Annotated in this window: 15 protein-coding genes; 5 read left to right on the plus strand and 10 right to left on the minus strand. The window is 63.7% G+C overall.

Annotated features, from left to right (window positions below):
• Positions 1-209: 209 nt before the first annotated feature.
• Entirely contained in the window at positions 210-1,166 is a 957-nt protein-coding gene (locus RFM68_RS24705) for a LysR substrate-binding domain-containing protein (protein ID WP_320235650.1), read from the minus strand.
• 237 nt (positions 1,167-1,403) lie between these two features.
• On the opposite strand from RFM68_RS24705, the gene RFM68_RS24710 reads away from it, so the two are divergent.
• Positions 1,404-1,694 carry a DUF1127 domain-containing protein gene (locus RFM68_RS24710; protein WP_320235651.1) on the plus strand — a complete coding sequence of 97 codons (291 nt, stop codon included), beginning with the start codon at positions 1,404-1,406 and terminating at the stop codon, positions 1,692-1,694.
• A 176-nt stretch (positions 1,695-1,870) separates the two neighbouring features.
• Here RFM68_RS24710 and RFM68_RS24715 read toward each other — a convergent pair whose 3' ends face one another.
• The 6 genes from RFM68_RS24715 to RFM68_RS24740 all read right to left on the minus strand — a co-directional run bounded on the left by RFM68_RS24715 (position 1,871) and on the right by RFM68_RS24740 (position 6,595).
• The gene (locus RFM68_RS24715) at positions 1,871-2,095 is read right to left on the minus strand and encodes a type II toxin-antitoxin system HicB family antitoxin (RefSeq protein WP_320235652.1); all 225 of its coding nucleotides are present in this window, start codon (positions 2,093-2,095) and stop codon (positions 1,871-1,873) included.
• Entirely contained in the window at positions 2,079-2,330 is a 252-nt protein-coding gene (locus RFM68_RS24720; protein ID WP_320235653.1) for a type II toxin-antitoxin system HicA family toxin, read from the minus strand. Before RFM68_RS24720 ends, RFM68_RS24715 begins: the two co-directional genes overlap by 17 nt.
• 27 nt (positions 2,331-2,357) lie before the next feature.
• Positions 2,358-3,401, minus strand: a complete 1,044-nt coding sequence (locus RFM68_RS24725) for a DUF937 domain-containing protein (RefSeq protein ID WP_320235654.1) — start codon at positions 3,399-3,401, stop codon at positions 2,358-2,360.
• Positions 3,402-3,501: 100 nt separating this feature from the next.
• Entirely contained in the window at positions 3,502-4,875 is a 1,374-nt protein-coding gene (locus RFM68_RS24730) for a glutamate--cysteine ligase (protein ID WP_320235655.1), read from the minus strand.
• A 203-nt stretch (positions 4,876-5,078) separates the two neighbouring features.
• Complete coding sequence (locus RFM68_RS24735; RefSeq protein WP_320235656.1) at positions 5,079-5,813, minus strand: 16S rRNA (uracil(1498)-N(3))-methyltransferase; 735 nt, start codon at positions 5,811-5,813, stop codon at positions 5,079-5,081.
• 134 nt (positions 5,814-5,947) lie between these two features.
• Entirely contained in the window at positions 5,948-6,595 is a 648-nt protein-coding gene (locus RFM68_RS24740) for a hypothetical protein (protein WP_320235657.1), read from the minus strand.
• A gap of 86 nt (positions 6,596-6,681) precedes the next feature.
• Between RFM68_RS24740 and RFM68_RS24745 the strand changes: the two genes are divergently transcribed.
• Complete coding sequence (locus tag RFM68_RS24745) at positions 6,682-7,380, plus strand: type 1 glutamine amidotransferase (RefSeq protein ID WP_320235658.1); 699 nt, start codon at positions 6,682-6,684, stop codon at positions 7,378-7,380.
• Positions 7,381-7,666: 286 nt separating this feature from the next.
• Complete coding sequence (locus tag RFM68_RS24750) at positions 7,667-7,798, plus strand: hypothetical protein (protein WP_263481599.1); 132 nt, start codon at positions 7,667-7,669, stop codon at positions 7,796-7,798.
• A 41-nt stretch (positions 7,799-7,839) separates the two neighbouring features.
• Here the strand turns inward: RFM68_RS24750 and RFM68_RS24755 are convergent, their stop codons facing one another.
• The 3 genes from RFM68_RS24755 to RFM68_RS24765 form a co-directional block, all read right to left on the minus strand.
• Positions 7,840-8,607 carry a metallophosphoesterase family protein gene (locus RFM68_RS24755; RefSeq protein ID WP_320235659.1) on the minus strand — a complete coding sequence of 256 codons (768 nt, stop codon included), beginning with the start codon at positions 8,605-8,607 and terminating at the stop codon, positions 7,840-7,842.
• A gap of 187 nt (positions 8,608-8,794) precedes the next feature.
• Positions 8,795-9,931: an alpha-hydroxy acid oxidase gene (locus RFM68_RS24760; RefSeq protein WP_320235660.1), complete on the minus strand. Its 1,137-nt coding sequence runs from the start codon at positions 9,929-9,931 to the stop codon at positions 8,795-8,797.
• 20 nt (positions 9,932-9,951) lie between these two features.
• Positions 9,952-10,755, minus strand: coding sequence for an FCD domain-containing protein (locus RFM68_RS24765; RefSeq protein ID WP_320235661.1), 804 nt, complete (start codon positions 10,753-10,755; stop codon positions 9,952-9,954).
• A 208-nt stretch (positions 10,756-10,963) separates the two neighbouring features.
• On the opposite strand from RFM68_RS24765, the gene RFM68_RS24770 reads away from it, so the two are divergent.
• Together RFM68_RS24770 and RFM68_RS24775 are read left to right on the plus strand one after the other, a co-directional pair.
• Positions 10,964-12,286, plus strand: a complete 1,323-nt coding sequence (locus RFM68_RS24770) for a DUF3422 family protein (protein ID WP_320235662.1) — start codon at positions 10,964-10,966, stop codon at positions 12,284-12,286.
• A gap of 161 nt (positions 12,287-12,447) precedes the next feature.
• Positions 12,448-13,944 carry an FAD-linked oxidase C-terminal domain-containing protein gene (locus RFM68_RS24775; protein WP_320235663.1) on the plus strand — a complete coding sequence of 499 codons (1,497 nt, stop codon included), beginning with the start codon at positions 12,448-12,450 and terminating at the stop codon, positions 13,942-13,944.
• The last annotated feature ends 8 nt before the right edge of the window (positions 13,945-13,952 follow it).

The following is a 13,952-nucleotide window of genomic DNA, read 5'->3' on the forward strand; positions in this document are numbered from 1 at the left end:
CCAGCGAAACGCCAGCGGCGCGCGCATCAATTGGATGTTCTCGACCGAACAGGCGCGCCTCAAATTGGCCAAAGCCTATCCAAAGCCCACCGCCAAAGAGTCATAATCTCTGTGCACAGGTACTAGTTGTTTGACGCAATTCCTTACGGAAGGCTACGGCGAAGTCGCCGAGCCTGACCGCTTCACACTTTTCCTGGGATTGCTCCAGCCTACCAGCCGGGCATGATCTGGTTTGCCTTGACCCGCTTCATCTTGGTGAAGGCAAGCGCAGCGAAGTCGAAGCTTCCCGCCTCTTCGCTGATCGGCACGGAAATGTTGTCGAGGCTCTCGGCAATGTGGCGGGCTAAAGCGTCGACGATCTCCGGCTGCGAGGTCTGGCCGCGCATGATGCCGATGCGGCAGTCCGGCAACTGGCCGAAGCCGTCGGCTTCTCCAAGCACGCGCATGCCGGGCCGAAGCGCGCATTCCGGCAGCACCGAGATGGCCAGGCCCGAAAGCACGGCGGCGGTGATGACGGTGGCCGAAAAGCTCGAAAACAGGATGCGGTAGTCGCGCTTTTGCCGGTCGAGCACGTCGACCGCGGCGCGCCGCCAGATGCAGTTCGGCCGGCCGAAAGCCATCGGCAGGACGTCCTGTTCATGCGTGGCGTGGTTGGCCGAGGTTACCCACAGCAGCGGCTCGCGCCGCACCACTTCAGACTGGCCGCGCGTGTCGTTATGCGTCACCAGCGCCAGGTCGAGATTGCCGCGCTTGATGTGTTCGACAAGCCCCGGCGTCGGTTCGCACACGACGGTCAGCTCGACGCGCGGGTTGGAGCGTGAGAAGCGCGCCATGATCTCGGGCAGGAAGCGGTCGGCATAGTCGTCCGGCGTGCCGATGCGGATTGTGCCTTCGAGCCGCTGGTCGTCGAAGGCGGCTAAAGTCTCTCGGTTGAGGTGGATCAGCCGCCGCGCATAGGAAAGCAGCCTGTCGCCTTCCTCGGTCAGCTTGTTGGTGCGGCCGTCCTTTTCGAACAGCGGCTTGCCGATCCGCTCCTCCAGCCGGCGCATCTGCATCGACACCGCCGACTGCGTGCGATGCACCTCTTCGGCCGCGCGAGTGAAGCTGCCGGTGTCGGCGATTGAGATGAAGGTCTGCAACTGATCGAGATCGAGCGGCGCTTTCATCGGTCCAACCTATCATTGATGTTGATGCTACAGATTAAAAACATTCGTTGGATTAATCAATCGCGCGATGGCAAATTGGCATTGTCCACATGAAGGCACTGCATGTCGCCCAAAAGTGGCCCCCGGTTTTGGGGGCAACGACATGCATCACTTTAAGTGTATCGAGACCGGAACGGCGCTTCTCCCAAGGCGCCGATTGCCTGGTTTCGTCCGCTCGACTCCGTAGGAGAGACTGACATGACCACGATTGAATTCGCCTCCGAGACCCCGCGCATCACCACGCGTCCGGCCGTTGCGACGCGCGTGCTCAATGCTCTCGCCGACACCTATGTCGCCTGGAAAAATCGCCGCGCCTTCAATCGCCTTGGCGACATGTCGGACGCCGAGCTTGCCGATATAGGCCTGACCCGCGCCGACCTTCACGTCGCCGTCGGCGTGCCGTTCGGCCGCGATCCGACGGTGAAGCTGCGCGCCATCGCCAGCGAGCGCGCCGACACGATCGAGGACCTCGCTCGCAAGGTTGGCTGAACCGCCGCGTTGCCTGGATTTCCGGTCGCGTTGAACCTTTTCAGGGCTTGGCGCGACCTAGTTTCATGCAGGCTCCCACACTCCCTGCCGGTTCCCCGCCGGCCCGCCTGCACATTGGCCGGTCCCCCTCCAGGACCGGGCATTTTTTGTGCCTTACCCGGGTGTCGCTTCAGGGATCAGGCGAAAGCCAATTTTCGCGACGGTCTTGGCACCGATCGGCCGAGTTCATGCGCCGCTTCTATCCAAACCGCGATGGCATCTTGAACATTCGCAATGGCCTCCTCAGGGGTTTCTCCATCGCTCATGCAACCGGGAAGATCCGGAACATAAGCGGAGAACCCGCCACCGTCCTCAATCGAGAGGGGTGCGATGACGACAGGATATTCAAGCTTGTCCGTCATGCTTTTCTACCTCGTCGATGAATGCCACGAGTTTTCGAATATATACGGGTTTGATTGGGCGTTTGAAAGGCAGCGTCAAAATGTCGGCCACCGCTGAATGGTAGATCTTGTAATGCGAACCGCCCGATCTTGGCGGCACGCATTGAATGCCGGCTTCGTCGCAGACTGCCTTGACATCGCGTATCGACCAGTCGCCGCGAGGATTGCGGCGCATTTGCTCGAGCCTTTTGCTCACGGAACGTCGCTCCGAGGCATTCGGTATTCAGCGCCGGTCCATATCGCGCTTGAACTGATCGAAGATCGTTCCGACGTTCTTTTCATATTCATCGCGCTGCTGCGCGCCGGTCTCGAACATCTTGCCGAAGATGTCGTCGAACGGGTTTCGCGGCCGGCCGCTCGGATTGGTCTGCGGCTGTTGCGGCGCGCTCTGCTGCGGTTGGCGCTGTTGCGGCTGCGGCGCCGGCTGTCCGCCGGGCAGGCCGAAACCGCCGCCGCCCTGGCGCAGCATCTCCTCGAAAATCTTGCCGAGCGGGTTGTCGCCATAGGGGCTTTGCGTCTGCTGTGGCTGCGTTTGCTGCGGCCGGCCTTGCGGCTGCTGCGGCGCACCGCCGCCGAACATATCCTGAAGCACCTTGCCGAGAGGATTCTCGCCGTAGGGCGCCTGCTGGGGCTGGCTTTGGGGTTGCGGCGTGCCGCCGCCGAACATGTCCTGCAGCACCTTGCCGAGCGGGTTCTCGCCATAGGGATTGGGCGCCGGCTGCGGCACCTGGCGCGTCTGCGGCGCCGGCGCGACGCCGCCTTGTCGCATCATCTGCTCGATGATCTCGCCGAGCGGATTGCCGCCGCCGAAGCCGCCGGCGGCCTGCATCTGCCCGCCAGTCAGTTGATTGTTGGTCTGCTTGAACAGGCCACCCATCATCATCGAGGCCATGGCCGGCAGCATCTGCTGCAGCAGCTGCTGGCTGAGCCCCGTTGCCTGCGCGGCCTGGCTCGCCACGGCGCGCGACAGGTCCTTCGAGCCGAACAGATGGCCGAGAATGCCGTTGCCTTCATCGATGCCTTGCGGCGAGAAGGCTCTGGTAGCGTCCTCGAAATATTTGGCGTGCTGGCCGCTCGCCATCGCCGTCATGAAGGCGCCCATCCCGTAAGGATCGGCGGTGTTGCGCTGCAGCCCTTGCGAGAAGGCAGGCAGCAGCGCCTGCACCGCGGCCTGGGTCTGCTGCATCGAAAGCCCGTATTGCTGTGCCAGCGCCTGCATGCCGGCACCGTTCTGGGCCTGGGTGAAAATGTCGAACAGGGAAGGCATCGGGTTCTCCTCCGAGAATATCCTCGTGAGGAGCCTAGTTCGTTTCCATCACCGATTGAAGCGGCTTTTGCTGCCCAACCGCTCGGCGCATGCCGGACAGTTAATACGCATATTCCATGAACACCGGCTCGATCGAGCCGCCCCAGCGTGTGTGGTAGGCCGACAGCATCTCCTCGGCGCTGGTGGTGCCGCGCGCCACGACCTCGTCGAGCGTGTTGAGGAACGACGTCTCGTCATAGCCGTCGCGGTTCTTCTTGCAGCGATTCTTCAGGCCCATGCGCGAGATGGCGAGCACGTCGCGGGCGACGTCGCGCAAGGTGGCGTTGCGGAACGGCGCCGAAATGCCTTGCTCCGGCACGGCGTCGCGCTGCGCAAGCGCCTCCTCGTAGGTCCAGTCCGCCGTCAGCGTCTCGGCGGCATCCAGCGCCTCCTCGTCGTAGAGCAGCCCGACCCAGAAGGCGGGCAGGGCGCAGATGCGCCGCCAAGGTCCGCCATCGGCGCCGCGCATTTCGAGGAAGCGTTTCAGCCGCACGTCGGGAAACAGCGTCGAGAGATGGTTCGCCCAATCACCCATTGTCGGCAGCCCGTCCGGCACCTGGTTGTGGGCGGCGCCCGCCATGAACTGGCGGAAGGTGAAGCGCGTCATGTCGTGATAGTGGCCGTCGCGGATGACGAAATACATCGGCACGTCGAGTGCCCATTCGACATAGTCGGCGAAGCCGAAATCGGACGAAAAACAGAATTCGAGCATGCCGGAGCGCTGGTTGTCGGTGTCGCGCCAGATGTCGCCGCGCCAGCTCTGCAACCCGTTCGGCCGGCTCTCGGTGAAGGGCGAGTTGGCAAACAGCGCCGTCGACAGCGGCTGCAGCTTCAGCGACACCTGCATCTTGCGGCGCATGTCGGTCTCGCTTTCGAAGTCGAGGTTCACCTGGATCGTGCAGGTGCGGTACATCATGTCGAGGCCTTTGGTGCCGACCTTGGGCATATAGCGCGTCATGATCTCATAGCGCGACTTCGGCATTTTTGGCGTGTCGGCGAGCGACCATTTCGGGCTGCCGCCAAGGCCGAGGAAGCGGATGCCCATAGGCTCGGCGATCTCTCGCACCTGCGCCAGATGCGCGTTGCCCTCGCGGCAGGTCTGATGGATCGACTCCAGCGGCGCGCCGGACAATTCGAATTGGCCGCCGGGTTCCAGCGAGATCGCGCCCTGGCCGGTCGGCTCGACCAGGCCGATGATACGCCCGGCATCCATGATCGGATCCCAGCCGAGCTTTTCCTGCATGCCTTCGAGGATGGCGCGAATGCCGCGCTCGCCGCCGTAAGGCACCGGCGCGTTGCCGTCGACATAGAAGGGGAATTTCTCGTGCTCTGTGCCGATGCGCCATTTGTCGCGCGGCTTGTTGCCTTCGGCCAGGTAGTCGACGAGCTCGTCGACGCCTTCGATCGGCCGGAAATCACTTGTGTCGCGCGCCATGGAGCCCTCCCGCGCATTGCCCCGGAAATCGGCATCGATTTCCTCAAGGCGTCCTGCACAGATATGTAAGTGTTACAGCGCCCTTCGTGCGTCGAAAAGCATGCTCGGAGCTGCAGGGGCCGGACGGCCGCCGGCGCTAGATGGACGAAATGTCAGGAGCCGATCAAGCAAAAAATCCTGAGCCAGGCCTCAACAGGATTTGATCACCAGTCGCCGATCGTCGCCTGGATCGCGGCCAGCGCCGCCACTGCCGCCGTGTCGGCGCGCAGGATGCGCGGCCCAAGCGGGATGGCGGTGACGAAAGGCAGGGCTCTCAGCATCTTGCGCTCGTCGTCGGAAAACCCGCCCTCCGGCCCGACCAGCAGCGCAAGCTTTTGCTCCCGCACCGCTTGGAGTCCCGGCAGCGGATTGTTGGTCGAGGCGTCCTCGTCGCAGAAGATCAGTCGCCGCTCCCTGTCCCAGTTGGAAAGCAGCCGCTCCAGCTTTTCCGTCTCGCGCACCTCCGGCACCGCCAGGATGCCGCATTGCTCGGCCGCCTCGACGACATTGGCGCGCAGCCGCTCGATGCCGGGCTTTGCCACTTGCGTGTGCTGGGTGATGACCGGCTGCAGGACGCCGGCGCCCATCTCCACTGCCTTTTGCACAAGGTAATCGAGCCGGCCCTGCTTCAGCGGTGCGAAGCAGTAGACGAGATCGGGGAGCGGCGGCTGCGGCCGCTGCAGCTCCAGCACTTTCAGCCGCACCGCCTTCTTGGATCTGGCCGCGATCGCCGCGGACCACTCGCCGTCGCGGCCGTTGAACAAAAGAACCTCCGCGCCTTCGCCGAGCCGCAGCACATGCGCGAGATAATGGCTTTGCTGTTGCCCGGCATCGAATTCGAGGCCCGGTCCGAGATCGTCCGGCACGAACAGCCGCTGCATTTTGTAGTTGGCGCGCATGGCCCAAGCAGGTTCCGCAAAAAATGTTCCGCGGTTTTGCGATCAGAACCTGCGAAACACAAGGGAATCTAAGCAGATATTCGTGGGACATCCCACGAATATCTGCTTAGCAATGGGCGAGGCGCGGGTTGCCGTCAAGTATCGGCGGTCGGATGCCAGACCGGCGCAAAGCCTTGCCGCAGCACCGCAATGCTGGTCGCCGGTGTCAGCAGGCGCAACGACAAGCCGGCGAGGTGGTCGAAGGCAATCGGATCGGCGTAGCCCGCGAACGACCATTTAAGTGCCTTGTCGGCACGCAGCGCATAGGCATTGCCGCCATGCGCGATCACCGTTCCATCGGGCAAGTCGCCAAGCTCCGGTGCGGTCACGGCAGGGGGCCGTCCGCCCGAAGCCAGCCGCTCCTTGTGCAGCCGCTTGTCGAACATCGGCGCGCGCGGCTCGGCAATGCCGAACGCTTGGCCGAAGCGAGCGACAAAATCGGCCGCCCGTTCGCGCCGGCAGAAGAAACAGGGCCGGTGGCCGGCGGCCAAAGCCGTCACCTCGTCAAGGAAGAACAGCTCCGTCCAGCCGGCCTTGCCACCCGGCCTGTTGCGGCCCATCGGCTCGCGCCGCACATTGCGGAACTCGCAGGCGCAGATGATCCAGGCCGGCAAGGCCCAGCGCTTCTTCAACAGCGTCCTGGTCTCCGGATCATGGATGATGCCGCGATTGCCGGTGAACAGGCCGCGCTCCGGCACGGCATGGATGGCGCCGAAGGGATCGACCCGGTTCTGCAGTGGCATAGTTTTCTCTCCGGCTGCGCATCTTGGCTGAAATACGGGCCGCATGATATCGCTCACCCCAGCGTTTTCATGTCAGCAGGTTTTCGATGCGGGTTTTGGTCGTCCAGAATTTCGACAATGAGGGCCTTGGCCAGATCGGCGCGGCCCTCGTGGAAGCCGGCGCCGATATCGACCTGCGCAAACCCTATCGCGGCGAGACCTTGCCCGAAGACAGCGCCGGGCATGATGCCATCGTGGTGCTTGGCGGCGCCCAGAACGCACTTGACGACGAGATCTGCCCCTATTTTCCCGCACTTCTCGATCTCACGCGCGATTTCGCCGACAAGGACCGCTCGGTGCTCGGCATCTGCCTCGGCAGCCAGCTTCTGGCGCGCGCCTTCGGCGGCAGGAACCAGATCGGCGGCGCCACCGAGTTCGGCTGGCACAAGGTGTCACTGACGCCGGATGCGAAGTCGGACCCGGTGCTGGCGGCGCTGCCCGAAAAATTTCCGATCTTCGAATGGCATGACGACACGTTCGGCCTGCCGGAAAGCGCCGTGCGGCTCGCCGGCAACGCTGTTGCCGAAAACCAGGCTTTCCGCCTCGGCCGCGCCGTCTATGGTTTCCAGTTCCACTTCGAGGCGGATACGCCGATGGTGCGCGACTGGAGCACGTCCTTCGCGGCGATGATCGCCGAGCGACATCCCGAGTGGAACGACCGGCTCGACGGCGAAGTGGCTCGCAACGGTCCGGACGCCGACGCCGTCGGGCTGGCGATAGCCCGCGCCTGGGTAGCGACTATCTAATCACCCAATCCCTCAGGCGTGGCATAATTGGCACTCCTCTTCGGTTCCGTCTGGGGAAAACCCTCTTCATCCTTGGTTTGTGTCCGGCGGCTCGCCTAAGAGGGCGCGCTTTGTATCGTCGGCGCAACCGCCATGAACCTTTTGTGTGATCCAGCCGACACACCGGCGATACAGAATCTGCTTAGAAGCGCGAAATCGTCGAAACATTGAGGCGCATTTTATCGTTTCAACGCATTGGTAACCGCCTCGTGCCCAGATGCAGAAAGCTTAACCAGAGATGATGTCCGTGAAAGCAGCTCTCCTGTCTTTTGTCATGCTGTCTGCCATCGTGCTCTGCGGCCTGGGTATCTATGCCGCCGATGCAGCGACCAACCACCGGGCCGTCGACGGCTACGGCGTCACCGCTTCGCTGAACTAAGCCTCAACAAGATCGTAAGTACGGCCGCGCCGGGATCGGGCCTAAAGCGCTTTCCCCTGCACGTCGATGATGCGCTTGTCGCCACCATTGACGGCGAGCGCGCTTAGCGTCCCCGATTTCCAGGCGAGCGTGTCGACATTGACCCGGTTTGCCCTCACCTCGGCCTCGGGCACCGGCGTATGCCCATGCACGATCACCTTGGGAAAGAGGCCGGGGTGGTCGTGGAAGGCGTCGCGGATCCAGATCAGGTCCTGCTGGCTTTGGCTCTCGAGCGGTACGCCAGGGCGGATGCCGGCATGGCAGAAGAAGAAATCTCCGAAACTGACCGAGAAAGGCAGTGACCGCAGGAAGTCGACATGGCTGCGCGGCACCGCCTTCACCAGGGCTATATGCCCCCGCGCGATGGCCTCCGCCTTGCCGAACCAATGCACGTCCCGCGTAAGATCCACGCCATAGGACTGCGCCGTCTGGACGCCGCCATAATTCATGAACAGGCCGTCCGGCTCGGCATCGGCAAGGAATTCGAGCATGCCGATATCGTGGTTGCCGGCGAGCATGATGTTGCGCGGATCGCGCTTTTGCGCCTCGATCAGGAAATCGATGACGCTTTTGGAGTCCGGTCCGCGGTCGACATAGTCGCCGAGATGGATGATGCGCCAGTCGGACGCGGGCGCATATTCCAGTTGGCTCTCGATGCGGCGGTGCATGGCGGCGAGCAGGTCATTGCGTCCATGCACATCGCCGATGGCATAGAGCCGCATGCCGTCCGGCCCGCGCGCGTCGAGATAGTGGATGCCGGTCTCGGTCAAGGCTGCCGTTGTCTCCGCGATCAAGCCGTCACGACCGTCGTGATCAGGCTGTCACGGAAGCTAGAACCAACGAATAAACAACATCCTAGTTCATGTCGCCGAAAAGCGCGCAGCGGTTTTGGGAAAACGACATGTAAGGTTAAGAGCTGAACCGCGACACCTGAAATCCGGCTCGGCGCGTCCCGGTTCAGCGACGCAGCTGATCCTTGCCCATGTCGGTCACCAGGCGCTTGCCGCACAATGCCAGCGTGATGTCCATTTCCTTGCGGATGATTTCGAGCGCCTTGGTGACGCCGTCCTTGCCCATCGCGCCGAGGCCGTAGAGGAAGGGCCTGCCGATATAGGTGCCTTTGGCGCCGAGGCAGAGCGCCTTGAGCACGTCCTGGCCGGAGCGGATGCCGCCGTCCATATGGACTTCGATCCTGTCGCCGACCGCATCGGCGATTTCTTCCAGCACCGAGATCGAGGAGGCGGCGCCGTCGAGCTGCCGCCCGCCATGGTTGGAGACCACGATCGCGTCGGCGCCTGTCTGCGCTGCCATCAGCGCGTCTTCCTTGTCGAGGATGCCTTTCAGGATCAGCTTGCCGCCCCAGCGCTCCTTGATCCAGGCGACATCCTTCCACGACAGCTGCGGATCGAACTGCTCCGTCGTCCAGGACGACAGCGAGGAAACGTCGCCGACACCCTTGGCGTGGCCAACGATGTTGCGGAAGGTGCGGCGCGACGTGCCGGCGATCCCCAGGCACCAGCGCGGCTTGAGGGCAAGGTCGATGATGTTGGCAAGCGTCATCTTGGGCGGCGCCGAAAGCCCGTTGCGGATATCCTTGTGGCGCTGCCCCAGGATCTGCAGGTCGAGCGTCAGCACCAGCGCGGAGCATTTCGCCGCCTTGGCCCGGTCGATGAGGTCGAGCACGAAATCCTTGTCGCGCAGCACATAGAGCTGGAACCAGAACGGCTTCTTGGTGACCGAGGCGACATCCTCGATCGAGCAGATGCTCATGGTGGAGAGCGTGAACGGCACGCCGAACTCTTCAGCCGCTTGTGCCGCCAGCATCTCGCCGTCGGCATGCTGCATGCCGGTAAGCCCGGTCGGGGCGAGCGCCACCGGCATCGCCACGTTCTGGCCGATCATGGTCGATTCCAGCGAACGGTTGCTCATGTCGACGAGCACGCGCTGGCGGAACTTTATCTTGCCGAAGTCCTCTTCGTTGGCTCGATAGGTACTCTCCGTCCAGGCGCCGGAATCGGCGTAGTCGAAGAACATCTTCGGCACCCTGCGGCGTGCCAGGTCCTTGAGGTCGGCGATTGTGAGGATTTCGCTCATGACAGGGTCCCCGCTGATGACTAAGAGCGTTTACGTGTGGGTTCGATATCGCCGGCATCGGAGCGTTGTCTGAGGCGCAACCTTGATACACGCTGCCAGTCGCCGCTGCGCTCGGCATCCGCCATCGAGCGTTCGACATAGGTGATGTGGTCCATCGCCGCCTTGCGTGCCGAGATGGGATCGCCTTCCTTGATCGCGGCGTGGATCGCACGGTGCTGCTGCAACAGCGCCTCGCGCGCGCCGGGCACGCCGAACACCAGAAGCCTGTTCTGGAACACGCCCTCCGACAGCAGCCGGTAGCAGGAGCGCAGCGTGTGCAGGAGGATGATGTTGTGCGCGCATTCGCAGACGGCGTGATGGAACTCGACGTCGATTTCCGCCTCGTCGTCGAAGTCGCCGGTCCGGTGCGCCTCGTCCATGCGCGCCATGATGCGATCGAGCAGCGACAGATCCTCCGGCGTTGCCCGCCGCGCCGCGTATTCGGCCGCGATCGCCTCAATCTCGCGCCGATATTCCAGATAGTCGGTCACCGCCTTGCGGTGCGTGGAGATGAGGTCCGTCACCGGCTTGGTGAAGAGCTGGCCGATGACGTCGGCGACATGCGTGCCGCCGCCGGCCTTGGTCGTCAGCAGCCCGCGCCCCTCCAGCGCTTTCAACGCATCGCGCAGGATCGGCCGCGACACGTCGAACTGCCGTGCCAGCTCGCGCTCGCCGGGCAGCCGGTCGCCGGTGCGCAGCACGCCTTCGAGGATCAGGCTCTCGATCTGCTGCACCACCTCGTCGGCGGTCCGCGAATGCTCGATCCTGGAGAAAATGTCGCTCAAAGGAGGCGCCTGGAGAATGGAACGGATGTCGCCCAGATTAAAGCGTCTGTCGCCAACTGGTCAAATTATTTATCCAATTTGTCCAACCTGGTCGTATCGCTGACCACGCGCCGCCGACCCCGGATGCCAATATTTGCTGTTTACGCGTCTCGCCGATTGCCGCAAGACCACCGGATTGCACGAAGGGTCGAAACCAGGGGGACCAGCCGTGTCGGACGAGACGTCCAACCTCGAATTCCAGCCGCGCGCGCAAGGCAGCGTCATGGGTTTTCCCGCGCATGAGGGCAGGCCCGGCGCGCTCGGCGAGGTCCATGCCCGCCCGCATCCGCTGGTCGACAAACCACGCGTGCTCATCCAGCTTTCCTTCATGACCGAGGGGGGCTCCGGCGTCGACCATGCCGTATTGTCGGAATTGTCGCGCCGCCTCGGCATCGCGGCACCCGAGCGCCACGCCCGCCACCACGCCATGAAATGGGGCAAGGGCACGCTGCGCTGGGAACGGCATACGGAATTCTCGACCTATCTCTGGGAAGGGCCGCTGGCGGAGAACGGCAGGGGGCAGGAGGATTCGCCCTTCGGCAATGGCTTCTCGCCGCCGGGCACGGTGATTTCCGGCATCCGGCTTGAAATCCGCAAATGGACGCAGGCGAGCGAAAAGCTGATCGCCGGCTTCGATCCGACCAGCCTCTGCCATTCGCTGGTCGAGCGCGGCGCTGCCGCCATCGTCACCGATTTCCGCCAGGACGGCGACGGCCTGACCCGCATGCTGGTGCTCGATCGCGGCCTGACGCCGGCCAGCACCGGTGCCTTGTCGCAGCGGCTGATCGACATCGAAGACTATCGGACGCTCGCCATGCTTGGCCTGCCGCTGGCGTTGACGTTGTCCGGCCGCGCCCGCCGCATCGAGGACCGCCTGGCGCAAACCACGCTGGAAATGAAAGGCGCCGAAACCCGCGACAGCCAGACCTTGCTCGCCGACCTGACCGAACTTGCCGCCGAGCTGGAGGCGGATGCCGCGTCAAGCCTTTACCGTTTCGGCGCCAGCCGCGCCTATGACGGCATCGTCACCGAACGCCTCGAGGCGCTGGATGAGGAGCCGGTGCAGGGTTACGACACCTGGGCGGGATTCCTGCTGCGGCGCATGGCGCCGGCCATGCGAACCTGCCGTTCGGTCGAGGAGCGCCAGGCCAACCTGTCGCGAAAACTCACCCGCGCCACAACGCTGCTGCGCACCTGGGTCGATGTCGAGGTCGAGAAGCAGAACCGCGACCTGCTCGCTTCGATGAACAACCGCGCCCGGCTGCAACTGCGCCTGCAGCAGACCGTCGAAGGCCTGTCGGTCGCCGCCGTGTCCTACTATGTCGTCGGCCTCATCGGCTATGTCGCCAAGGGCGCTTCGATCTTCGGTCACGCTTTCGCGCCCGAAGTCGTCACCGCGGCGTCTGTGCCGGTCGCCATCCTGCTCGTCTGGTGGGGCGTGCGCCGCGTGCGCAAAATGCATTCCGAGCCGGCGAAGCATCCGGGCGAATAGCAGACGACCATTTTCATTTGCGTGTTGAGCCGCAGCGGCAGATTGCCGCTGCGGAAGCTTGCGATTACGCTCTCGGCCCCATGCGACCAAAGCAGCGTTTGCAACAAAACCGTCAGGCTGGTAAAAGATTTTGACCAGTCAAACGAGACGAGGCCTGCCCGATGTCCGGCCTAGCCATGCCCAAGCCAGACGCCGAAACGATGCGCCGTCGCGCCGAGATCGTCGCCGACATGCGCATCATCGTCCCGGGGGAAGGCGTCGTCGACACGGCCAATGAAATGCGCGCCTTCGAGAGCGATGGCCTCACCGCTTATCGGCAATTGCCGCTGGTCGTGGTGCTGCCGGAGACGGTGGCGCAGGTCTCGCGCGTGCTCAAATACTGCAACGAGCGCAACATCCGCGTCGTGCCGCGCGGCTCCGGCACTTCGCTGTCCGGCGGCGCGCTGCCGCTCGAGGATGCGGCGCTTCTGGTGATGAGCCGCTTCAACCGTATCCTCGCGATCGACTATCCCAATCGCATCGTCGTCGCCCAGCCGGGCGTCACCAATCTCGGCATCACCACCGCCGTCGAGCAGGAGGGCTTTTATTACGCTCCCGATCCATCCTCCCAGATCGCCTGCTCGATCGGCGGCAATGTCGCGGAGAATTCCGGCGGCGTGCACTGCCTGAAATACGGGCTCACCGCCAACAATGTGCTGGGCATCGAGATGGTGCTGATGAACGGCGAGGTGGTGCGCCTTGGTGGCGGCCATCTCGACCAGGAAGGCTACGACCTGCTCGGCGTCATGACCGGGTCCGAAGGCTTGCTAGGCGTCGTCACCGAGGTCACTGTCCGCATCCTGAAGAAGCCGGAGACGGCGCGCGCATTGCTGATCGGCTTTCCGACCAGCGAAGAGGGCGGCCAGTGCGTGGCCGATATCATCGGCGCCGGCATCATCCCGGGCGGCATGGAGATGATGGACCGCCCGGCGATCCACGCCGCGGAAGATTTCGTCCATGCCGGCTATCCGCTCGATGTCGAGGCGTTGCTCATCGTCGAGCTCGACGGGCCGAGCGTCGAGGTCGACCATTTGATCGGCTTGGTCGAGGCGATCGCCCACAAGAACGGCTCCACCACCTGCCGCATCTCGCAGTCGGAAGAGCAGCGGCTGAGCTTCTGGGCCGGACGCAAGGCGGCCTTCCCGGCGGTCGGCCGCATCTCGCCCGACTATTACTGCATGGACGGCACCATCCCGCGCAAGGAACTGCCGCGCGTGCTCGCCGGCATGCGTGACCTTTCGGAGAAGTATGGCCTCGGTGTCGCCAATGTCTTCCATGCCGGCGACGGCAATCTGCACCCACTGATCCTCTACGACGCCAATGTGCCGGGCGAGCTCGACAAGGCGGAAAATTTCGGCGCCGACATATTGCGCCTCTGCGTCGAGGTCGGCGGCGTGCTGACCGGCGAGCACGGCGTCGGCGTCGAGAAGCGCGACCTGATGCCGGAAATGTTCAACCAGATCGACCTCGACCAGCAGATGCGCGTCAAATGCGCCTTCGACCCCAATCATCTGCTCAACCCCGGCAAGGTCTTCCCGCAGCTGCGCCGCTGCGCCGAGCTGGGAAGGATGCATGTGCATCGGGGAGAGGTGGCGTTTCCGGACATTCCGAGGTTTTGAATGGCGAC

The organism is Mesorhizobium montanum, from assembly GCF_033977145.1.
In the GTDB taxonomy this organism is placed as follows: Bacteria; Pseudomonadota; Alphaproteobacteria; order Rhizobiales; family Rhizobiaceae; genus Mesorhizobium; species Mesorhizobium montanum.